This is a genomic window from Lentzea kentuckyensis, from assembly GCF_002150765.1.
In the GTDB taxonomy this organism is placed as follows: domain Bacteria; phylum Actinomycetota; class Actinomycetes; order Mycobacteriales; family Pseudonocardiaceae; genus Lentzea; species Lentzea kentuckyensis.
Genome location: NZ_MUYM01000088.1, coordinates 32,157 through 52,580 on the forward strand (window position 1 = coordinate 32,157; position 20,424 = coordinate 52,580).

20 protein-coding genes are annotated in these 20,424 nt (G+C 69.4%); 8 read left to right on the forward strand and 12 right to left on the reverse strand.

Annotated features, from left to right (window positions below; translation table 11 throughout):
• Position 1: 1 nt before the first annotated feature.
• Positions 2 to 2,353, forward strand: a complete 2,352-nt coding sequence (locus tag B0F77_RS35195; RefSeq protein ID WP_158102906.1) for an ATP-binding protein — start codon at positions 2 to 4, stop codon at positions 2,351 to 2,353.
• Here B0F77_RS35195 and whiA read toward each other — a convergent pair.
• The 9 genes from whiA to B0F77_RS35235 form a co-directional block, all read right to left on the reverse strand.
• The gene (gene whiA / locus B0F77_RS35200; protein WP_086667359.1) at positions 2,350 to 3,336 is read right to left on the reverse strand and encodes a DNA-binding protein WhiA; all 987 of its coding nucleotides are present in this window, start codon (positions 3,334 to 3,336) and stop codon (positions 2,350 to 2,352) included. The two genes, B0F77_RS35195 and whiA, sit on opposite strands and share 4 nt — an antisense overlap.
• Positions 3,327 to 4,295, reverse strand: a complete 969-nt coding sequence (locus B0F77_RS35205; RefSeq protein ID WP_086667394.1) for a gluconeogenesis factor YvcK family protein — start codon at positions 4,293 to 4,295, stop codon at positions 3,327 to 3,329. Before B0F77_RS35205 ends, whiA begins: the two co-directional genes overlap by 10 nt.
• Before the next feature lie 5 nt (positions 4,296 to 4,300).
• Entirely contained in the window at positions 4,301 to 5,158 is an 858-nt protein-coding gene (gene rapZ / locus B0F77_RS35210; protein ID WP_169731025.1) for an RNase adapter RapZ, read from the reverse strand.
• Positions 5,159 to 5,440: 282 nt separating this feature from the next.
• Entirely contained in the window at positions 5,441 to 6,031 is a 591-nt protein-coding gene (locus B0F77_RS35215) for an HD domain-containing protein (protein ID WP_086667361.1), read from the reverse strand.
• Positions 6,025 to 6,177, reverse strand: a complete 153-nt coding sequence (locus tag B0F77_RS48195) for a hypothetical protein (RefSeq protein WP_158102907.1) — start codon at positions 6,175 to 6,177, stop codon at positions 6,025 to 6,027. Before B0F77_RS48195 ends, B0F77_RS35215 begins: the two co-directional genes overlap by 7 nt.
• Before the next feature lie 437 nt (positions 6,178 to 6,614).
• Positions 6,615 to 8,573 (reverse strand): excinuclease ABC subunit UvrC, encoded by a 1,959-nt coding sequence (gene uvrC / locus B0F77_RS35220; protein ID WP_086667362.1) that lies wholly within the window; start codon positions 8,571 to 8,573, stop codon positions 6,615 to 6,617.
• A gap of 42 nt (positions 8,574 to 8,615) precedes the next feature.
• Positions 8,616 to 9,083: a Rieske (2Fe-2S) protein gene (locus B0F77_RS35225; protein ID WP_086667363.1), complete on the reverse strand. Its 468-nt coding sequence runs from the start codon at positions 9,081 to 9,083 to the stop codon at positions 8,616 to 8,618.
• 106 nt (positions 9,084 to 9,189) lie between these two features.
• Positions 9,190 to 9,477 (reverse strand): Rieske (2Fe-2S) protein, encoded by a 288-nt coding sequence (locus B0F77_RS35230; RefSeq protein WP_245849054.1) that lies wholly within the window; start codon positions 9,475 to 9,477, stop codon positions 9,190 to 9,192.
• Positions 9,478 to 9,597: 120 nt separating this feature from the next.
• Entirely contained in the window at positions 9,598 to 10,086 is a 489-nt protein-coding gene (locus tag B0F77_RS35235) for a hypothetical protein (RefSeq protein WP_086667364.1), read from the reverse strand.
• Positions 10,087 to 10,468: 382 nt separating this feature from the next.
• Between B0F77_RS35235 and B0F77_RS35240 the strand changes: the two genes are divergently transcribed.
• The 4 genes from B0F77_RS35240 to B0F77_RS49295 all read left to right on the forward strand — a co-directional run bounded on the left by B0F77_RS35240 (position 10,469) and on the right by B0F77_RS49295 (position 13,823).
• Positions 10,469 to 11,902, forward strand: coding sequence for a helix-turn-helix domain-containing protein (locus B0F77_RS35240; RefSeq protein WP_245849055.1), 1,434 nt, complete (start codon positions 10,469 to 10,471; stop codon positions 11,900 to 11,902).
• Positions 11,902 to 12,378 carry a hypothetical protein gene (locus B0F77_RS35245; RefSeq protein WP_086667366.1) on the forward strand — a complete coding sequence of 159 codons (477 nt, stop codon included), beginning with the start codon at positions 11,902 to 11,904 and terminating at the stop codon, positions 12,376 to 12,378. Before B0F77_RS35240 ends, B0F77_RS35245 begins: the two co-directional genes overlap by 1 nt.
• A gap of 126 nt (positions 12,379 to 12,504) precedes the next feature.
• Complete coding sequence (locus B0F77_RS35250; RefSeq protein ID WP_086667367.1) at positions 12,505 to 12,966, forward strand: hypothetical protein; 462 nt, start codon at positions 12,505 to 12,507, stop codon at positions 12,964 to 12,966.
• Complete coding sequence (locus B0F77_RS49295; RefSeq protein ID WP_211294201.1) at positions 12,963 to 13,823, forward strand: hypothetical protein; 861 nt, start codon at positions 12,963 to 12,965, stop codon at positions 13,821 to 13,823. The genes B0F77_RS35250 and B0F77_RS49295 overlap by 4 nt, the downstream gene beginning before the upstream one ends.
• Before the next feature lie 54 nt (positions 13,824 to 13,877).
• Here B0F77_RS49295 and B0F77_RS35260 read toward each other — a convergent pair whose 3' ends face one another.
• Positions 13,878 to 14,069 (reverse strand): S1 RNA-binding domain-containing protein, encoded by a 192-nt coding sequence (locus tag B0F77_RS35260; RefSeq protein ID WP_086667368.1) that lies wholly within the window; start codon positions 14,067 to 14,069, stop codon positions 13,878 to 13,880.
• Between the two features lie 184 nt (positions 14,070 to 14,253).
• Between B0F77_RS35260 and B0F77_RS35265 the strand changes: the two genes are divergently transcribed.
• Positions 14,254 to 15,216: a helix-turn-helix transcriptional regulator gene (locus B0F77_RS35265; RefSeq protein ID WP_086667369.1), complete on the forward strand. Its 963-nt coding sequence runs from the start codon at positions 14,254 to 14,256 to the stop codon at positions 15,214 to 15,216.
• Positions 15,213 to 16,130, forward strand: a complete 918-nt coding sequence (locus B0F77_RS35270) for a sigma-70 family RNA polymerase sigma factor (RefSeq protein ID WP_086667370.1) — start codon at positions 15,213 to 15,215, stop codon at positions 16,128 to 16,130. Before B0F77_RS35265 ends, B0F77_RS35270 begins: the two co-directional genes overlap by 4 nt.
• On the opposite strand, the gene B0F77_RS35275 is transcribed toward B0F77_RS35270, so the two are convergent.
• Entirely contained in the window at positions 16,090 to 17,856 is a 1,767-nt protein-coding gene (locus tag B0F77_RS35275; RefSeq protein WP_086667371.1) for a LamG-like jellyroll fold domain-containing protein, read from the reverse strand. The genes B0F77_RS35270 and B0F77_RS35275 overlap by 41 nt on opposite strands.
• A gap of 125 nt (positions 17,857 to 17,981) precedes the next feature.
• Here B0F77_RS35275 and B0F77_RS35280 point away from each other — a divergent pair, with 125 nt between their 5' ends.
• A complete protein-coding gene (locus B0F77_RS35280) occupies positions 17,982 to 18,701 on the forward strand; it encodes a sulfite exporter TauE/SafE family protein (protein ID WP_086667372.1) in 720 nt (239 codons plus the stop codon).
• Positions 18,702 to 18,722: 21 nt separating this feature from the next.
• On the opposite strand, the gene B0F77_RS35285 is transcribed toward B0F77_RS35280, so the two are convergent.
• Positions 18,723 to 20,333 carry an alpha/beta hydrolase gene (locus B0F77_RS35285; protein ID WP_086667373.1) on the reverse strand — a complete coding sequence of 537 codons (1,611 nt, stop codon included), beginning with the start codon at positions 20,331 to 20,333 and terminating at the stop codon, positions 18,723 to 18,725.
• Between the last annotated feature and the right edge of the window lie 91 nt (positions 20,334 to 20,424).

Sequence of the window (20,424 nt, forward strand, 5' to 3'; positions counted from 1 at the left end):
CATGACGGCCAATGCCGCCTGCGTGACATGTGGGAACCCGCTCACGGCGGTGGTCGCGGGCCGACGTTACTGCTCCAACGCCTGCCGTCAGCGTGCCTACCGCGAACGCACCTCGGCACGGGACGACTCCCCTGGTGACTCCGGTCTGCCGGCACCTCTCGACACCTTCGTCGGCCGCCGCGAGGAACTGACCTCGCTGGCCCGCCTCTGCGCGGAGCACCGGCTCGTCTCACTGGTCGGTCCCGCGGGCGCGGGCAAGACCCGGCTGGCCGTCCAGCACGTCGACAAACGCGCAGATCAGGTGTGGTGGACCGCGCTGGCGCCCGCCTCCGGCGTCGTCCAGGCGATCTACCACGCCGTCGGCGCCCACCCGTTGCCGAACCGCTCGGTGCGCGACGCCGTGATCGCCGAGATCGAGCAGCACCGGCGTCCGCTGCTCGTCCTCGACAACTGCGAGCACCTGCTGGCCGACGTCGCCGACGTGGTGTCCGAGCTCCTGGCCCGCTGCCCGCGGCTGCGCGTGCTGGTGACGTCGCGCGAGCCGCTGCGCCTGGCCGGTGAACAGGTTTTCGCGCTCGGCGAGCTGGAATCGCCGCCCGCCGATTGCGACGTGGCCGAAGCCCTGCGTTACGACGCCGTGGTGCTTTTCCGCGATCGTGCCGTCTCGGTGGACCGCTCGTTCGAGGTGGATTCCGCGAACGTCGCCGACGTCGCCGCCGTCTGCCGCTCGCTCGACGGCATGCCGCTGGCCATCGAGCTGGCCGCGCGCCGCATCACCGTGCTGTCCCCCGCCGACATCCTTGCCCGATTGGGCGACCGCCTGGCGTTGCTGACCGGCGGTCCGCGAGCCGCCGACGACCGCCACCGCACGCTGCGGGCGGCGATCGGCTGGAGCTACGACCTCCTGTCGCCAGAGGAGCAGGCCGCCTCCCGCCGGCTCGCGGTGCTCGGTGTGCCGTTCGACCTCGGCGTCGCGAGCGCGGTGTGCGGTGTGCCCGACGCGCTGGAGCTGCTGACCGGCCTCGAACAGAAGTCGCTGCTGGTGGTCGACCGGATCGGCGGCCACACGACGTTCCGCCAGCTCGAGTCCGTGCGCCTCTACTGCCACGAGCGTGCCGTCGAGTGCGGAGACGTCTCTCTCGCGGCCGACCGTGTGGTCGAGTGGGTGTGTTCGGTCGTGGAGCCGGAGATCTCGTCGTTCTTCCCGTCCCCGCCGGTGGTGCTGCGGCTGGACCGCAACGTCGGCCTGCTCGACCTCGCCGCGGCCCGCACGGCCGAGACCGGCGACTGGTCGCGGTACGCCCTCACGGCCGTCGCCACGGCCTGGACCTCGACCCCGCGCGGCCCGCGCGGCGCTCCCACCGAACTGCTGCACCAGGCCCTGTCCCGGCCGATGCCCCAGGCGTACCGCAGCGCCCTGACGGTGCTGGCCGCGATGCACCACCGGGTGCGCGGCGGCTGGCACGTGACCCGCCGGTTCGCCGAGGAGTCGCTCGCGATCGAACGCGCCGACGCCTGCCGCCCCGGCACCACGGCCCGCGCGCTGGAGGTGCTCGCCTCCGCCGAGGCTCACACCGGCGATCCCGCGCGGGCCTGGCGACTGTTCGACGAGGCCGCCGCGCTGCTGCACGACTCGGACGACAAGCTCGCCCGTGCGATCCTGCTGAACTCCTACGGCTGGACGTTGCTGCAACACGACGAGGCCGACCAGGCGGCCCCGCTGGTCCGCGAGGCGCTCACGCTGACGCGCCTGCTGGGCCTGCCGCACATGCTGAACCCGGTCCTGCACACCGCGGGCGCGATCGCGCTGGCCCGCAAGGACCACGCCGAGGCCGTGGACCTGTTCCGCGAGAGCCTCGAAGTGGGTGCCGAACACCCCATGGACCAGTTCTACGACCTGGAAGGCCTGGCTTTGGGCCTGCTGGGCGTCGGCTCCGACGACGAACGCGCGCTGTCGCTGCTGACCGCCGCGTCGGTGGTGCGGACCCGCTACGACTTCCGCGCCGAGCCCTACTGGCAGGCCCGGCTGGACGAGGCCCGCGCGATCTGCCGCGACCGCATCACCGCGGGCCGGCTGCGCGCCGCCGAGTCGACGGGCGAGCGGATGTCGCTGGCGCAGGCCATCTCCTACGCCCTGACCGCCCAGCCGCTGGCCGAGGACGACGGCCTGATCTCCGCGCGCGAACTGCACGTGGCGACGTTGGTGGCGGAAGGCCTGACGAACCGCCAGATCGGGCAACGGCTGGGGATCTCCCCTCACACCGTTGCCCGGCACGTGACGCACGCGCGATCCAAGCTGGGCCTGAGATCACGCGCTCAGCTGGCGGTCTGGGCAGGCCGCAACACGCCTTAGACCTCGGCTTCGAGCATCTCCGCCGTGACCGCGGACTCCGTGTCCGGCAGCCCCAGGTCCTTGGCCCGCTTGTCCGCCATGGCCAGCAGACGCCTTATCCGGCCGGCCACCGCGTCCTTGGTCATCTGCGGGTCGGACAGCTGGCCGAGCTCCTCCAGCGAGGCCTGCCGATGCGCCAGCCGCAGCGCGCCGGCGGCGGCCAGGTGATCAGGTGCCTCCGGCCCGAGGATCTCCAACGCCCTGGCGACCCGTGCGGCAGCAGCGACAGCCGCACGTGCCGACCGGCGCAGGTTGGCGTCGTCGAAGTTCGCGAGCCGGTTGGCGGTGGCCCTGACCTCACGCCGCATCCGGCGTTCTTCCCACGCCAGCACGGAATCGTGCGCGCCGAGCTTGGTCAGCATCGCCCCGATGGCGTCGCCATCCCTTATCACCACGCGTTCGGCCCCGCGGACCTCGCGCGACTTCGACGAGATCCCCATCCGGCGCGCCGCACCGACCAGTGCCAGTGCCGCCTCCGGACCGGGACAGGTGATCTCCAGCGACGAGCTGCGACCGGGCTCGGTCAGCGAGCCGTGCGCCAGGAACGCGCCACGCCAGGCGGCTTCCGCGTCGCACACGCCACCCGACACGACCGGCGCGGGCAGACCGCGGACCGGACGCCCGCGCGGGTCGAGCAGCCCGGTCTGGCGGGCGAGCCCCTCACCGTCCTTCACCACGCGGACGACGTACCGGGTGCCCTTGCGCAGGCCGTTCGACTGGATCGTGAACACCTCGGCGTGGTGGCCGTAGAGCGCCTGGATCTCCTTGAGGAGCCTGCGGGCGGCGGAACCGAGGTCGAGCTCGGCCTCCACGACCACCCGGCCGGACACGATGTGCAGGCCGCCGGCGAACCTGAGCAGGGAGGACACCTCCGCGCGGCGGCAACAGGTCTTGGATACCGCGAGCCTGCTCAGCTCGTCCTTGACCGCCGACGTCATCGCCACGGGCTTGTCCCTCCCACTCCGGTCTCATCGACCACTTGCCTCAAGCAACCGGCAAGCGCCTCCGGATCATGCCGTTCGACGGCGTCCGGTGCGGCGATCTTGGCCAGATGTGTGTGTGCGCCCAGTGCCGAGGCGGCTCGCGTCAACCGGTCCGGGGTGGGGACCGAGTCGACGTCGGCGATCACCGCGTCCACCTTCAGCTCGGGTGCGTGTTCGCAGACTACGTCCAAATGGCGCTCCGGAGAGAAACCGGCGGTTTCACCCGGTTGGGGGACCAGATTGAGCACGAGGACCTTCTTGGCCCGCGTGTGTACCAGCGCGTCGTGCAGTTCAGGCACCAGCAGATGCGGCAACACGCTGGTGAACCATGATCCCGGCCCGAGTAACACAAGATCGGCGTCAAGTACAGCCTGTACTGCTTCCGGACAGCCGGCAGGTCGCCCGTTCGGGGCGGTCAGCCGGATGCGCTGCACGAGCCCCGGCGTGGTCGCGATGGCGACCTGGCCCCGGATGCGGCGGACGACCTTCTCGTCCTCGTCCAGCCCCACGACGTCGGCCTCGATGTCGAGCGGATCGTTCGACATGGGCAGCACCCGGCCCTTGACGCCGAGCAGCCTGCACGCCGTTTCGAGGACCCGCACGGGGTCGCCGAGCTGCTCGAGCAGCCCGGCGATCACCAGGTTCCCGACAGCGTGGCCGGCCAGCGCCCCCGTGCCGCCGAAGCGGTGCTTGAACAGGGACGTCCAGAGCCTGCTCGACTCGTCGTCCCCCGCCAGCGCCGCCATGGCCTTGCGCAGGTCACCCGGCGGCAGCAGGTCCGAGAGCTCACGCCGCAGCCGGCCGGACGAGCCCCCGTCGTCCGCGACGGTCACCACGGCCGTCACGTCGTCGGTGACCCGCTTGAGGGCCGTCAACGTCGCGTGCAACCCGTGCCCGCCACCCAAAGCAACAGCTTTCAACTTCGTCACTCGCGTCCCAGATCCCTGTGCACGACCTTCACGGCCATGCCGTCCTCGCTCGCCAGCCGCGCGGCCAGCTCTTCGCTCAGGGCCACACTGCGGTGCTTGCCACCGGTGCAGCCGATCGCGAGCGTCAGGTAGCGCTTGCCCTCACGCCGGTACCCGGCGCCGATCAGGCGCAGCAGCTCGTGGTACCGATCAAGGAACTCGTCCGCGCCCTCCTGGGACAGCACGTAGTTGCGCACCTCACCATCGAGACCGGTCTGCTCGCGCAGCTCCGGGATCCAGAAGGGGTTCGGCAGGAACCGCACGTCCATGACGAGGTCGGCGTCCATCGGCAGCCCGTACTTGTAGCCGAAGCTCAGCACGGTGACCCGCGTCCGGCTGGCGGCCTCGGTGCCGAAGGTGTCCTCGATCTTGGCCCGGAGCTGGTGAATGCTGAGCGCACTGGTGTCGAGCACCAGATCGGCTTCCTGCTTGAGCGGCGTGAGCAGGATCCGCTCGGCCTCGATGCCGTCCTGCAGCCGCCCGTCGCCCTGCATCGGGTGACCGCGGCGCACCGCCTCGAACCGGCGGATCAGCACGTCGTCGGTGGCTTCGAGAAAGAGCACGCGCGGCTTGTACCCGCGCGCGTCGAGGTCCTTGATGATGGCGGCCAGGTCCTCGGTGAACGCGCGGCTGCGCACGTCCATGACGACCGCGACCCTGGTGATCGCCCCGCGCGCCTGCGCGCCAAGCTCGACCATGGTGGCGATGAGTTCCGGGGGCAGGTTGTCCACGACGAACCAGCCGAGGTCCTCCAGGCACTTGGCCGCGGTGCTGCGGCCCGCACCGGACAGCCCGGTCACCACGGCGACTTCGATGCCGGACTTCTCCGCGTTCACGACTACGACTCCGTTACCTGTTCATGAGCGCGTGGCGCTCTCGTTTGGGCAAGCTCGGTGTTGGGGGCAACGCCACTCGTATCGGGCGCGCCCGCTCTTGAGTCTCCCCTGTCACCGCCGCCGAGCGCGGCAGGTTCGGCCGTTGAGACGGTCGCGCCGTGGCCGCGGTCACGATCCTCGCCCGCCCCGCGCCCCTCGCGCAGGTCGAACGGGAACAGCGTGACCGCTGCGCCAGGTGTGACCGGTGGTTCGGCATGACGATCACACCGTGACCGGGTAGCTCGACTGGTAGGCCAGCCGGACGTCCGCGCCGGACGCGATCCGGTCCAGCTCGTCGTCCAGCGCCATGAAGACCTCCCACGCCTCCTGCCCCGCGGCGTTGGCGAGGCGCACGGTGACCAGCTCCTCCAGGTCCCGGACGCGCTTGGCCTTCCACACCTTGTCCGCGAGGCTGACCAGCAGGTCCTCGAGACTCGACGCCGCCGACCAGGACCCGTGCGTCCCAGCGAACCGGGCCAGCCGCTCCTCCACCCCGCGAGCGCGCAACAGCTCGTGCCCCGCCGGCTCATGCGCAGTGCCCGGACCAGACAACTCGTTGGGGTGCAACACCTTCCCGACGTCGTGGGTGGCCGCGCCATACCGCACCGCACCCCCGTCGAACCGGGCGGACGGGTGGTGTTGTCGCACCCAATCCGTCAGCTGACACGCGACGTCGTGCACCGCGCGCAGGTGGGCGACGAGACGCGGCGGCGCCTGCAGGTCCAGGAGCAGGGCGGACACGTCCTCGGGCAGCCGTCGCAACGCCACGTCCTCGGTCAGGGCGCGGCGAGCGAGGTCGGCGGCTTTCACCACTCCGACTCCGCGGCGATGGTGGACGCGACGCGCAGGACCGCAGCCCCGCGGACCACTGCGGAGAGGTCGCGCCCCCGCACCTGGGACACGAGCTGAGGCGCCACGCCCCCGGTCAGGGCGAGGCGAGCGAGGCCGACCGGCGTCACCGCCTCGACTCCGCAGCGACCGCGAACGCGTGCACAGGCCAGAAAGTCGTCACGGCACCGGCTTTCCGCGGGACGGCCACGCCACTGAGGCCGCGCTCGCCCCAGCCTGGCTCGCCACCACAGCCTCGGATGCAAAGGCCTGCTCGGATCGCCACCACACCGGTCTTCCGTCGGACGGCGACACCGCCGACACCACACTTCCGTCGGACGGCGACACCGCACCTGCCCTGACCCGCCTCGCCACCACAGCCTCAGAACCGCAGACTTGCCCGAGGATCGTCACGACACCGACTTTCCATCGCCCGCCCTGGCCGCAGCGCTCACCCGGCCACGGAGCACCACCACGACCTCGGTCGCGACACCGCGAGACAGTCCAACACCCATCAACGCTCCCCCCGGCAGAGGCAGCCACGGCCACGAGAACGGACCAGGGATCGTCACGACACCGGCTTTCCATCGCCCGCCGTGGCAGCCGACGCCGCGGCCGCCGACGCCGCTGGGGCCGCGGTCGCGCCGGCCAGGGTGGCCACGACGGCCTCGGCGGTGCGGCGGCCCACGCCGGGGACCTCGCTCACCTCGTCCACTGTGGCCTGCTTGAGCTTGCGGACCGAGCCGAAGTGCTTGAGGAGCGCGGCTTTGCGGGTTTCGCCGAGGCCGGGCACCTCGTCCAGTTCGGAGGCCGTCATGCGCTTGGAGCGCTTTTGGCGGTGGTAGGCGATGGCGAAGCGGTGGGCCTCGTCGCGGACTCGTTGCAGCAGGTACAGGCCGTCGCTGGCGCGGGGCAGGATCACCGGGTCGGGTTCGCCGGGGACCCAGACCTCCTCCAGGCGCTTGGCCAGGCCGACCACCGCGACGTCGGTGATGCCCAGTTCGGCCAGGACGTCGGCCGCGGCGGTGGCCTGGGGGCCGGCGCCGTCGACCACCAGGAGGTTGGGCGGGTAGGCGAACTTGCGGGGTTTGCCGGTGTCCGGGTCGATGCCGGGGTTCGGGCCGCCGGACGCGGTTTCGCGCAGCATCGCCTGGAAGCGGCGGCGGACCACCTCGGCGATCGAGGCGACGTCGCCCTCGGTGGCGGCCTCGCGGATGGCGAAGCGGCGGTACTCCGACTTGCGGGCCAGGCCGTCCTCGAAGACGACGAGCGACGCCACGACATCGGTGCCCTGGACGTGGCTGATGTCGATGCACTCGATGCGCAACGGCGCGGTGTCCAGCGCCAGCGCGTCCTGGATTTCCTGCAGGGCGGCCGAACGCGCGGTGAGGTCGCCGGCGCGGCGGAGCTTGTGCTGGGCGAAGGCCTCGGAAGCGTTGCGCGCCACCGTCTCCATCAACGCCCGTTTGTCGCCTCGTTGGGGCACGCGCAGAACTACTCGCGAGCCGCGTTGTTCGGACAGCAGGTCTTCCAGAGCGGGGGCGTCGTCCGGCAGCACCGGGACCAGCACCTCGCGCGGGGTGTTCTCGGTGTTGTCTCCGTAGAACTGCATGATGAACTGGTCGACCAGCGCCGCGTCGTCGACCGCCTCGACCTTGTCCAGCACCCAGCCGCGCTGCCCGCGCACCCGGCCGCCGCGCACGTGGAAGACCTGGACGGAGACCTCCAGCTCGTCCTGCGCGAACGCCATCACGTCCGCGTCCGTGCCGTCGCCGAGCACGACGGCCTGCTTCTCCATCGCGCGACGCAGCGCGCCCAGGTCGTCGCGCAGGCGCGCGGCCCGTTCGAACTCCAGCTCGTCGGCCGCCGCGGTCATCTCGCGTTCCAGGCGGCGGATCATGTGATCCGTCTTGCCCGCCAGGAAGTCGCAGAAGTCCTCGACGATCGCGCGGTGCTCGTCCGCCGACACCTTGCCCACGCACGGCGCCGAGCACTTGTCGATGTACCCGAGCAGGCACGGGCGCCCGATCTGGTTGTGCCGCTTGAAAACGCCGGCGGAACACGTGCGTGCGGGGAACACGCGCAGCAACAGGTCCAACGTCTCGCGGATCGCCCACGCGTGTGCGAACGGCCCGAAGTACCGCACGCCCTTCTTGCGCGGACCGCGGTACACGTGCAGCCGCGGGTAATCCTCGAACAGCGTCACGGCGAGCACCGGATACGACTTGTCGTCGCGATACCGGACGTTGAACCGCGGGTCGAACTCCTTGATCCAGTTGTACTCGAGCTGCAGCGCCTCGACCTCGGTGGTGACGACGGTCCACTCGACGGAGGCCGCCGTCGTCACCATCTGCCGCGTGCGCGGGTGCAGCCCGGCGAGATCCGCGAAGTAGGAGTTCAGCCTGCTGCGCAAGCTCTTCGCCTTGCCGACGTACACGACCCGGCCACCGGCGTCGCGGAACTTGTAGACGCCGGGAGCCTCAGGAATCGTGCCCACCGCGGGGCGGTACGTCGAGGGATCTGCCACGCCGTCAAGACTATCGACGAGGTCTGACAAAAACAGAAAAGGTCAGGTCAGGACCACTTGGTCACCGTCAACCTTCACCGCGACCGCCTTCAGGCCGGACGTCGCCGGTCCCTTCTTCACCGCGCCGTCCGCGGTGCCGAACTGGCTGCCGTGCGAAGGACAGGTGATGGTGCTGCCGGAAGGCTCCGCGACGATCGAACCCTGGTGCGGGCACGTCGCGTCATAAGCCTTCACCTCGGTGGCGGAAATCCGCGCCACGACGATCTTCTTGCCACCAGGTGCGTCGACCACGGCGCCGCCGCCCTCGGGAACATCCGCCAACGCGACGAGCTTGGTTCCGGCAGAACCAGAAGATCCCGTGGACCCGGTGGGCGTCGAGCCGCCCTGCCCAGGCGTGGAGGTCGAGGGCGACGTGGAGCTGCACGCGGTCACGAGCCCGCTGGGCACGGCGAGGGCCACCGCGATTCCGCACAGCGCCGCTCGCCTGTTGACCAGACTTTCGGTGTTCACGACCGTTCCTCCGTGGTGGTGGGTGCTCGGGGTCACACCACAGCATTACGCGACCAAGCCACGGGAAGTTCAGCCAGAACGCCAATGCACAGCAAACGCACAGGTCCTAGGCGAGCACCAAATCTTCACCGGAAAGAGTGATGGCAACCTCGACGAGACCCGAAGTCGCAGGTCCTTTGCGGACCGCGCCGGAAGACGGATCGAAAGCGCTCCCATGAAGCGGGCACGTGATGACGCCGCCGGCGGGAGGATTGACCATTGACCCCACGTGCGGGCAGGCGGGGTTGAAAGCGCGGAATTCACCCGTCTGAGGCTGCACGACCAACAGCTGGGCGTTGCCGGGCATGTCCACCAGCACGCCACTGCGCACGGGAACCGAGGCGGCGGACGCCACGCGGTCCCCTGGCCGGGCGGTCCCCACACCACCCGTCTTACGAGGAGCAGGCTCGCCACAGGCGCTCAAAGCGGCGACGAGCCCACACAACAGCACTGAACGACGATCCACGAGCACCGATTATCGGCGCTGGTCCTCCGCGGCGGCCGTCCGGGCCAGTGCCAGCACGGCGGTGAACGGTGGGAACCAGTGCCTCGAGTGCGACGGCGGGTTCGCCCACCGCAGCGATCCGTACCTGGTCATCGTGGGTGGCAGCGCGATCCGGTGGGGGGATCGCACGAACTGGACCTCCGGTGGCGCCTTGAGGTGGGTGGGCAGCAACGCCACCAGCTCGGCCAGGAAGATCCAGTGCTCGCGGGGGCCGGGGATGACGGTGACGGGCCCGGCGAGCATGCGCGACTTCAGATCCGCCAGCACTCGCGATCCGATGCGCGCCGGCATGGCCAGCGCGGTCGTGGCGGGGCCTAGAGGTAGGAAGACGCCCTGCTCGGTGACGCTCACCTGCCAGCCGAGCAACCGGTAGCCGGCGACGGCCTCACCGATCGCCCGTCCGTGTCCCCTGTTCTGTGGGATCCCGGCTGTGCCGGTCTCCGCGGTCGTGATGCTCATCGGCGGTCGTCCTCCCCGGTGGTGGGTCAGGCACTGGCAGAACCACGGGGATCGGCCCGTGCCCCTGCGATGTGCAGGATGTGTCCCACTTCACGCCAACACCACTCGTCCGCTGCATGGGCCTCATGCAGCGGACGTATGAAGCTCATCCGCCGGGCGGGGGTACGGAGACTGCGACACGCGAATTCATTACGTCTTATGCATGAGATGGATGGACTGACGATCACGTCTCCGTACACTTGGTAAACGCTCAGTGACGGGGGCGATGCCGATGGATACCGCGAGACCCAAATCCAGGCGCGCTTGCCCGTGTGGGGCGTTCATCGCCGCCGACAACACCGATCGGCTGTGTCACCGGTGCCGCCGCAACGCTCGCGCGGACGTGCACGGACCACCCGAGGTCCCGAACGACTTCTGGGACCACCCCGCGATCGCGGCCGCCTGCACCGACCGCGACATGGGTGCGCTGATCTCCGCGTACCGCCACCACCCCCAGCACCTGAGCCGGGTCACGCAGGACCGCATGGCGGCGTGGCTCGGCATCAGCCAGGCGCAGCTCTCGCGTTACGAGTCGGGCGAGAACCAGATAGACCGGCTCGACCGGTTGCGCCACTTCGCGCTCGTGCTCGGTGTACCTGGCGAACGACTGTGGTTCGACCGAGTCGTCATCCCAGCTCAGGTGGGCTCACCCGAATCGGGCCCACCAGACGTGCTCGCCGCCCCCTGGGAGGCGACGAGCATTGCCCGTTCGGTCGAGGAGACGGCGAGGAGCGACTTGGCGATCAGCAGACGAGCGGCGCTCACCGGGGCTGCCGCGGTGACGGTGGGATCCGCACTGGTCGAGCCGCTGCAGCGGTGGTTGCACCCCCTGCAGAACCTGTCGAAATGGTCGTCGCACTCGGCGATCAGCGAGGAGGAGCTCGTAGCCCTGCAACGCGTGGCCGACGGCCTGCGCGGCTGGGGCGGCCGGGGCGGGTACGGGCTGGCACGCAAGGCCGTGCTGGGTCAGCTCGACGAGCTGGCGGAACGACTGGGTCGCGCCCCTTCGGGCCCGACGACGGAACGCGCGTTCTTCATCGGCGCCGAACTGTCCAAGGTGGCGGCGAGCATGTCGTTCGACGCGGGCCTGCACAACGCGGCCCAGCGCTACTACGTGCTGGCCATCCGCATGGCCAAGGCCGGCCACAACGACGGCTTCGCGGCCCTGTGCCTGGCCGCCATGGCGAGGCAGATGTTCGACCTGGGCCGCCCGGAGGACGGCCTGGAACTGGTCCAACTGGGCCAGTACGGCACCCGCCGCACCGGCACGCCCACCCTGAAAGCCCTGCTCCTGACCCGCGAAGCCTGGGCCTACGCCCAGATGGGCAAGACCAGGGAGTTCCACCAGGCAGTGGGCATGGCCCAGGACAGCTTCGCGCAGCGCGACGCGGACGTGGAACCGCGCTACCTGCACAGCTTCGACGAGGCCGAACTGGAAGGCGTGATCGGGGCCCGATGCCGAGACCTGGCCATGCACGACCCAGCTCAAGCCGTGTTCGCCGAACAACACATCCGGCGAGCCCTTGAACTGCGGGACCCGTCGAAGGTGCGCAACCGCGCGTTCGACGTGATCGGACTGGCGCGCACCAAGATGGTCGCGGGAGACCCGGAGGCAGCGTGCGGGTTGATCAACGAAGTCCTGCCCACAGCGGCGAAGCTCTCTTCGGGACGCGTCCTGCGCAAACTGGAGGATTTCGCCAAGGAAGCGGCACGGCACCGCCACATCCCCGCCGTGCAGGACACCCGCGACGCGATCAGAGCGATCCGGACGGCTTGATGCGCATCGGCATCACCGGCCACAGCAACCTGGTCCCCGAGTGCATCCCGGCCGTCCAAGCCGCGATCACCGAGGTCCTGAACCACCTCGGCCACCCCCTGGTCGGCGTCACGTGCCTGGCCCCAGGCGCCGACCAGGTCTTCGCCCGAGCCGTCCTGGGCCTGGGCGGCCAGGTCGAGGTAGTCCTACCCGCCCTCGACTACCGCGACCGCCTGAAACCACACCAACTGGCCGACTACGACGAACTGCGCGCGGCAGCCACCGTGGTCAGCGTCCTACCCCACATGTCGTCGGGACGCCTCGCCTACGTGGCCGCCAACGAACGCATGCTCGCCTCGGTGGAAATGCTCGTGGCCGTCTGGGACGGCGTGCCGTCCCAGGGCAAGGGCGGCACGGCGGACGTGGTGGAACAGGCCCGCGCGTCCGGCGTGCCGATCGAGGTCGTGTGGCCTCGGGAGGCACGCCGGAAGTCCTGAGGAAGGTGCCAACCGCACCACGAACCGAGACGCCACTACTCCAGCTGAGGGAAGTTCGTCGGCAACCGGACCAACTCAGCCCGCGGACCTAGCCGCACCCACCTACCTTGATCACGATTTCTATGCATGGCAGCCGAACCGTTCGCCCGCCTGGCCGACCGCCAGCACGCGTTGCGAACAGCCCTACGAGCCCTCCAAGCCGCAGGCCCCGGCAGCCCGGACTTCCCTGCACTCCTCGCGGACACCGACCGCGAGGTGGAAGCCGTGATGCAGGCCCGCCGAGACGTGGAAGCGGCGCGACTGACCGTGCCGAACCGTGTCATCGCCGCGGCGACCAGCACGGCGGCCCTGGTCGTGGCGGTCGGCTGGTTCGACGCCTGGTCCCTGCTCTCCCTCCTGCTGGCGGTGGCCACCGCCGCGGCGGTCCTCGTCGACCCCATCGGCCGCAAGATCTGGGAACCACGGGCCAGGACCACGGCCATCACCGCCGCCCTGCTCGCCACCCTGATCACACCGCTCGCAAACGGATGGGCCACCCTCGTCACCGCGCTCGGCATCGCCTGGTGGGCCTGGAGGACGCTCAAGTGAAGAACATCGACCCGGTCAAGGCCCTGGACGACAAGGTCGAGCGCCTCAAGAAGGACCTCAACCAGCTCACGGCGCGGATCGAGAACGGCCAAACCGAGGCCGCCCAACAACAACTGAGCACGAACAACCAGTTCCGGGACGCGACCCGCAAGATCACCAAGACCAACGACCGGGTCACCGAGCTGGCGGAGAGCGTTCACCGGCTGGAACGGCTCCTGGTGGCGCTCAACCGGAAAGTCAGGGCGGGCGAGACCAGGAGGGCGGACTTCGACACGTGGCCGGAGGTGCCCAAGCCGCTGATCGCCAAGATCCTCGCCGGCCAGGAAGCCTACGCCCGCAAGACGTTCACCCCGCAGGAAGCCAAGGACACCCGCAAGGCGATCGCCGAGTACGACCACAAGGCACGGGAAGCGATCGACGCGGCCGAGGCGCTGACCACCTTGCCGCCGAACGCGGAAGCGTTGTGGCGCAAGCAGTACAAGCAGTGGCGACAGATCATCGAGAAGGAACGCCCTCAGGTCCCGGACGAAAAATCGCACGCCAAGGACACCGCTGCCAAGTCAGCGGGCAACGAGGCCGTGGCGGAGGCCAGGGAGAAGATCCGCACCCGCATCGAGGACGCGGTCGCGAACGATCTGCTGTTCCCGGCGTGGTTCGAGAACATGCTCGGACCCGCCGCACCACCCGGCAAGGCGGGCGATTGGCTTTACACCGCAACGGATGTGGTGTTGTACCGGTTGTTGCACGACATCACGAGCCCGGCGGACGCGCTGGGTCCGGCGCCCCAGGAACAGGGGCACCGCAGGAACCTGCACGACCGCCTGATCGTGGAGTGCGCGGACTACCGCAAGCCGTGAAACCACCACAAGCCGTGAAAACTCGGGCAGGGCGCCTCTGCCCGAGTGCTCAACTCACGCCAGCTCCAGGCTGAAACGCTGCTGTTCAGCGTCCACCGCGAGCACCTTCACCTGCACCGCGGCACCGACCTCGGCCTGCTGGCCGTGCAGGAGCCCATGTGCACCGGCGGGGTGCTCGACGAAGGAACCGAAGGGAACGGTCGAGACGACCTTCCCCGAAAAGACATCCCCAACGTTGGGAAGCATTGCGCATCACCTCCTCTCCCAAGCGCGTTGTCCCAGAAACGAACAAGCGCGGGATCCGGAGGGGCCCTGATCAAGTCAGGGCCGGGCAACCGTTCCGCTCACGGCACAAGGCCGACCCGGCAGTCATACCGCAAACATTAACCAGCACAGGCCGTTGTCCGCAACGGAATCTAGACTTCCTCACATGCTGGAGACGTCCGCACGGCTGCTGAAGCTCCTCTCGCTGTTGCAGGTGCGGCGCGACTGGACGGGCCCCGAGCTCGCGGACCGGCTCAGCGTCGACGTCCGCACGATCCGCCGCGACGTCGACAAGCTCCGCAGCCTCGGCTACCCCGTCACGTCGCTGCCCGGCGCGACCGGCGGGTACCAGCTCGGTGCCGGCGCGGAGCTTCCGCCGCTGCTGCTCGACGACGACGAGGCCGTGGCCGTCGCGGTCGGCCTCAGGACCGCCGCGAACGGCACGATCGCGGGCATCGAGGAGACGTCGGTCCGGGCGCTCACCAAGCTGGAACAGGTCCTGCCGAGCAGGCTGCGCAGGCGGGTCCAGGCACTCCAGGCGCACACCACTCCCCTGATCGCGGCGGGTCCGACCGTCGACCCGGAAACGCTCACGATCATCGCCGCGGCCTGTCGCGACCACCAGCAGCTGCGGTTCACCTACGCCTCAACGAAAGGCGAGCCCCAGAAACGGCTCGTGGAACCACAAGGGCTCGTGCACACCGGCCGCAGGTGGTACCTGGTCGCCTGGGACGTGTCCAAAGAGGACTGGCGCACGTTCCGGGTCGACCGCGTCAGCACCGAACCCACCCCGGCCGCCCGTTTCGCACCCCGCGAACCACCGGCGGACAGCCTCGCGGAGTTCGTGTCGCGCCAGGTCGCGTCCAGCGTGTACACCTACCAGGCGGTGCTGACGATCAAGGCCCCGCTGCGGCAGGTCGCGGAACGCACCACGCCCATGTCGGTGTCGCTGGAGCCGATCGACGAGAACTCCTGCCTGATGCGCACCGGTGCGGAGTCGCTCGACCGGATGGTGTTCTACCTGCTGTTCATCGGGCTCGACTTCGAGGTGCACGAGCCGAAGGAACTCGCCGACCACATCGGAACGCTCATCACCCGCTTGCAGAACGCGATTACAGTGCAAGAGTGACAGTGGACTTCGCGACCGCCGCGGACCCGTTCCGCCGGGAACTGCTCGCGCACTGCTACCGGATGCTCGGCTCGCTGCACGACGCCGAGGACCTGGTGCAGGAGACGTACCTGCGCGCGTGGAAGGCGTACGGCCAGTTCGAGGGCCGCTCGTCGGTGCGCACCTGGCTCTACCGGATCGCGACGAACGTCTGCCTCACCGCGCTCGACACGCGCACCAGACGGCCGCTGCCGTTCGGGCTGACGACCAGCGCGACCGAACGGGACCCGCTGACGCAGGACCACGAGATCCCGTGGCTGGAACCCTTCCCGACCGATCCCGCCGCGATCGTCACCGAACGCGAGTCCACCAGGCTGGCGTTCGTCGCGGCGCTGCAGCACCTGCCGCCACGCCAGCGCGCGGTGCTCATCCTGCGGGACGTCCTCAAGATGTCCGCCGCCGAGACCGCCGACGAGCTGGAGATGACCGTGGCGGCCGTCAACAGCGCGCTGCAACGGGCCCACGCGCAGCTCAAGGACCTCACCGAGGAACAGGTCACCGAGCCCGCGGACGCCAAGCCACTGCTCGACCGGTGGGTGAAAGCGTTCGAGGCCAAGGACATCCCGGCGATCATCGGGATGTTCGCCGAGGACGTCGTCTGGGAGATGCCGCCGTACCCGCAGTGGTACCAGGGCCCGCGGATGATCGCGTGGCACCTCGAGAACCAGTGCCCGGCCGTGCCGCACGGCTCCAGGATGCTCGCGACGGAAGCGAACGGCCAACCAGCCTACGGGCTGTACCTGCGCGAAGAGGACGGTGTGTTCCGGCCGTTCAACCTCCAGGTCCTGGACGTCGCGAACGACCGGATCACCCACGTCTCGTCGTTCTTCGACCTCAGTCTGTTCCCGCGATTCGGGCTGCCTTCGACCGCATGAACTCGGAGCGGTCCAGCGGCCGGTTCACGACCCGCAGGTCGCCGATCCAGCCGTACAACGACTTCTCGACGATCCTGTTGTACGCGTAGGCACCGACGAGCCACGGGTCACCGCCGGTCGAGATGCCCCGGGCCGGCGTGGAAGGGTTGCGCAGCAAGCGAGATCCGTCGACGTACAACGTGGTGTGCACGCCGTCGTTGACCACCGCGACGTGCCACCACGTCTCGTACACCATCTCGTGGCCCCAGTTCGTGGAGATCCCCGGGAGGTTGCGCGGGAACACCGCCCACTGCAGACTGCCGCCGCCAGCGACGTTCAAGGTCGCGAGCGGTTCACTCGGGTCGTCACCGGTCTTGCCTGCCGCCGAGCCGGGCGCGAGCTTCGTGAACAGACCGCACCACGGGTGGTCGAAGTCCTTGGGCAGCTTGAGGAACAGCTCGATCGTGTACCCGCGCTCGAACGTCTCCCTGTTCAACGGCGCGGAATCCGCAGTGGACAGGTGGCCGTTCTTGCCGAAGTACAGCGAACGGTGCGACGGCGCGAACCGGTGGTGGTCGTCGCCGGCAACCAGCGTGCCGATCTGCTTGAGGTCGTTCCCGTTGCCCGACAGGTCCTTCAGCCCCTCCCCGAGCCGCCAGTACGCGACCGTGCCGCGCACCAGAACGTCGCGAACCGGCTGGGCCGCGGGCAGCACCGGCGGGGCGAAGCGCGCGAACCGCTGCTCGAAGTCGATCGGCACGCTGAACCGGTCGGCCGGGCCGGTCAGCTCGATCTCCTTGCGCTCCAACGGGTTGAGCGACCTCTTGCCGAGCAGCCACGGTGACAGCGTGCGCACGTCGATCGTCCTGCGGTCCAGGTCGAAGTGGTACAACCGGATCATCGCTCCACCGCCGTAGTAGCGGTCCTGGTAGTTCGTGATGTGCACGTGCACGTCGTTGCCGGCGGTGTTCCGCATCGTCGCCCGCGCCGGCGGCCAGAAATGTCCGTTCAACGTCAGGAAGATCTGGTCGTGGTCCTTGATCAGCTCGTCCCACAACTTGCGGCCGTAGTCGGACGTCACCGCGGCACCGTCACCGCCGTCGTACACCAGCTCGTGCGTGGTCAGGATGACCGGCAGCTTCGAATGCGTCCGCAGAACAGACCGCGCCCACTCGAAACCCTTGGCGGACATGCGCCAGTCCAGCGCGAGCACCAGCCAGTCCTGGCCCGCCGCGCGGAACACGTGGAACGAGTTGTACCCGTCCGCGCTCGCCCCGCGGAACGTCGGCGAGCTGCGGAACCGCTGCGGTCCGAACCTGTCGAGGTACGGCGTGCGGCCGCGCTGGTCGTCGGTGCGCGAGTCCGGCAGGTCGTGGTTGCCCGCGAGCACGCTGTACCCGACCCGGCGGCGGTCGAGCACCTCGAACCGCTCGCTGATGTCGTCGATCTCGCTCTGGCGCCCGTTCTCGACGAGGTCGCCGAGGTGGCTGACGAAGACGATGTTCTCGGACTTCTGGTGGTCGATCAGGTACTGCAGGGTCGCCTTCAACGGCGCCGAGTCACCCCGGTCGAGATCGAACATGTACTGCGTGTCCGGGATCACGGCGAGCGTGAACCGCCTCGCCTCGGGGTCCGGCCGCCCACTTCCGACAACGTTGTCAGCCTGAGCAACGCCAGGCGTGACCAGGGCGGCAGCGGCGGCGGTCGCACCGGTGCCAAGCAGGAAAGAACGGCGGGACGCAGTCATGGCGCGGAGCGTAAACGCGCTCGACCAACACCAGCCAAACGCCGAACGAACCCTCGCCCCACAAGTGCACGCGGGGAGCTTTNNGCGAACGAAAGCTCCCCGCGTACTAGATAGCATCGCTAACTATGTCGTGGGGGTTGATGGCTGTGGCCGGGGTGGTTGTCGCGTTCGGCGGGTTGTTGCAAGGGCTGATCGGGTTCGGGCTGGCGCTTGTCGCCGTGCCGCTGCTGGCGTTGCTGGACCCCGTGCTGGTGCCGGTGCCCGTCCTGGTGGTCGCCAGCGCGCACGCGATGATGTCGCTGGCCAGGGAGTTCCACCACGTCGACTGGCGCGGCGTCGGCTGGGCGATGCTGGGCCGCCTGCCGGGGACGGTCATCGGCATCTGGATCGTCGACTCGCTGGACACCAGGAGCTTCGGCGTGGTGGTCGGCGCCGCGGTCCTCGTCTGCGTGCTGCTCTCGATCATGTCGTGGCGCCCGCAGCCCACGCCGAAGTCGCTGGTCACGGCCGGGGTGGCGAGCGGCTCGTTCGGCACGGCGACGTCTATCGGCGGCCCGATGGTCGCGCTGCTCTACCAGAACCAGGCGGGCCCGGAGGTGCGGGCGACCCTGGCCGCGTTCTTCACGATGGGATCCGTCGTCTCGATCATCGGCCTGACCGCCACGGGCAACGTCACCGCGCACCAGCTGTGGTCCGGTGTGCTGCTGATCCCGTTCCTGGTGGCCGGTTTCCTGCTGTCGGGCCCGCTGCGCAAGCGGTTCGACGCGGGCGGGATCCGGACGCCCACGCTGATCGTCGCGGGTGCGAGTGCGGTGGTGCTGATCGTGCGGAGCGCACTCCTGTGAAGTGCGCTCCGCACCACTGAATCAGGCGAACGGCTGCACGTTCGGCTGGAACACCGAACCTTCGGCCGGCGCGACCAGATCCACCAGGTACTTCGCCACCGCCGCGTCCGTGGCCGCCGAGCGACCCAGGATGCAGTGACCGAAGGAGTCAACGCTGATCAGGCGAGCGTTGCCGAGCTGCTTGGCCATGCGCTGCGCGAACAGGTACTGCGTCGCCGGGTCGTAGTAGTTGCCCACCACGACGACCGGGTTCGGCGTCTTGCGGTTCCACGGGCCGATCCAGCGGTCCGGGTTGTGCGTCGGCCACGTCGGGCACGCGAGCAGGTCGGCCGCGGCCTGGTACCGACCGAACGTCGGCGACTGCTTCTCCCACTTCGCCGCCGTCTGCTCCCACAGGCGGTTCGTGCGCGGGAACGGCTTGTCGGTGCAGTTCACCGCGAAGTACGAGTCGTCCGCGGTGTACGGCGTCTCCGGCATCGGGTCCACGTCGTAGCGGCCGGCGCCGTTGTTCAGCGGCGCGGCGAGCTCCACAGTGGACTGCACAGCCAGGACCGAAGCGGGAGCGGGGTTCAGCGCGACGTGGACGCTCTGCAGCCACGCGACCAGCGCCGCGAAGCGCGGCACCGAGTAGAGGTCACCCGACACGCGGCCGATCACGTCGGCCAGCGTCACCTTGGTGCCGTTGGGCAACGTCGCCGGGCCCTTGGCCAGCGTCTTCTTCATGGCCTCGAACTTGCCGCGCGCATCGCCGGCGAACGCGCACTTCGCCACACCCGCGCTGTCACAACGCTTCAGCATCGCGTCCAGCGCGATCTCGAAGCCCTGTGCGCGCTGGCGGTCGTACTCGGTGCCGTTGGTCAGGCGCAGCTGCGGGTCGACGTTGCCGTCGATCACGATCGCCCGCGACTTCGACGGGAAGATGTTCGCGTACGTCGAGCCGATCAGCGTGCCGTACGAGAAGCCGACGAAGTTCAGCTGCTTGTCGCCCACGGACTCGCGCATGATGTCGAGGTCACGCACGACGGCCTCGGTCGACATGTGGTTGAGCAGCGGGCCTGCGTTGATCTTGCAGTACGCGCTGTAGTCCTTGGCCGCGGTGATCGAGCTGGCGATCTCCGCCTTGGTAACGGGCAGGCTGTACCAGCCCGCGTTCACCGCGTCGGACTCCTCCTGCGTGCGGAAGCAGCGCAACGGCGCGCTGCGGGCGACACCGCGCGGGTCGAAGCCGATGATGTCGAACCGGTCCAGCACCTGCACCGGGAAGTAGTTCTTGGCGATGGCGCCGCGGATCAGGCCGGAACCGCCGGGACCACCGGGGTTGAGGAAGATCGAGCCGATCTTGCGGGACGGGTCGTTCGCCGGCCGCTTCATCATGGCGATGCCGGTCTTCTCACCACGCGGGCGCGAGTGGTCGACGGGCACCTCCTGGGTGGTGCAGGAGAGCCGGGCCCGCTCCTCTGGCGTCACGGTGGCGGGAAGCGTGGCGAGAACGTCTGCCGCGCACTGCCCCCAGGCAGCGGGTCTGACGGAGGAAGCCTCGGTCTGGGCGGATGCGGTGCCCAGACCGGAAACGACGGTGCCGAGCACGAGCGCACTCGTGAGCAAGGCACGGACTGCGGAAGATGACGTCACGCGTGCACCCCATCACCGACGGTGCAACGTTTGTACCCGTCGTTCGGAGGGTTGTGTCCCGGCGACAACAGGACACAACCCTCCTCACGAA

Coding starts and splice junctions, on each gene's coding strand:
- B0F77_RS35260 (WP_086667368.1), bottom strand. CDS start 14,069: ATGCTTCCCAACGTTGGGGATGTCTTTTCGGGGAAGGTCGTCTCGACC.
- B0F77_RS35275 (WP_086667371.1), bottom strand. CDS start 17,856: ATGACTGCGTCCCGCCGTTCTTTCCTGCTTGGCACCGGTGCGACCGCC.
- B0F77_RS35245 (WP_086667366.1), top strand. CDS start 11,902: ATGCGCATCGGCATCACCGGCCACAGCAACCTGGTCCCCGAGTGCATC.
- B0F77_RS35250 (WP_086667367.1), top strand. CDS start 12,505: ATGGCAGCCGAACCGTTCGCCCGCCTGGCCGACCGCCAGCACGCGTTG.
- B0F77_RS35265 (WP_086667369.1), top strand. CDS start 14,254: ATGCTGGAGACGTCCGCACGGCTGCTGAAGCTCCTCTCGCTGTTGCAG.
- B0F77_RS35235 (WP_086667364.1), bottom strand. CDS start 10,086: ATGAGCATCACGACCGCGGAGACCGGCACAGCCGGGATCCCACAGAAC.
- B0F77_RS35195 (WP_158102906.1), top strand. CDS start 2: ATGACGGCCAATGCCGCCTGCGTGACATGTGGGAACCCGCTCACGGCG.
- B0F77_RS35280 (WP_086667372.1), top strand. CDS start 17,982: ATGTCGTGGGGGTTGATGGCTGTGGCCGGGGTGGTTGTCGCGTTCGGC.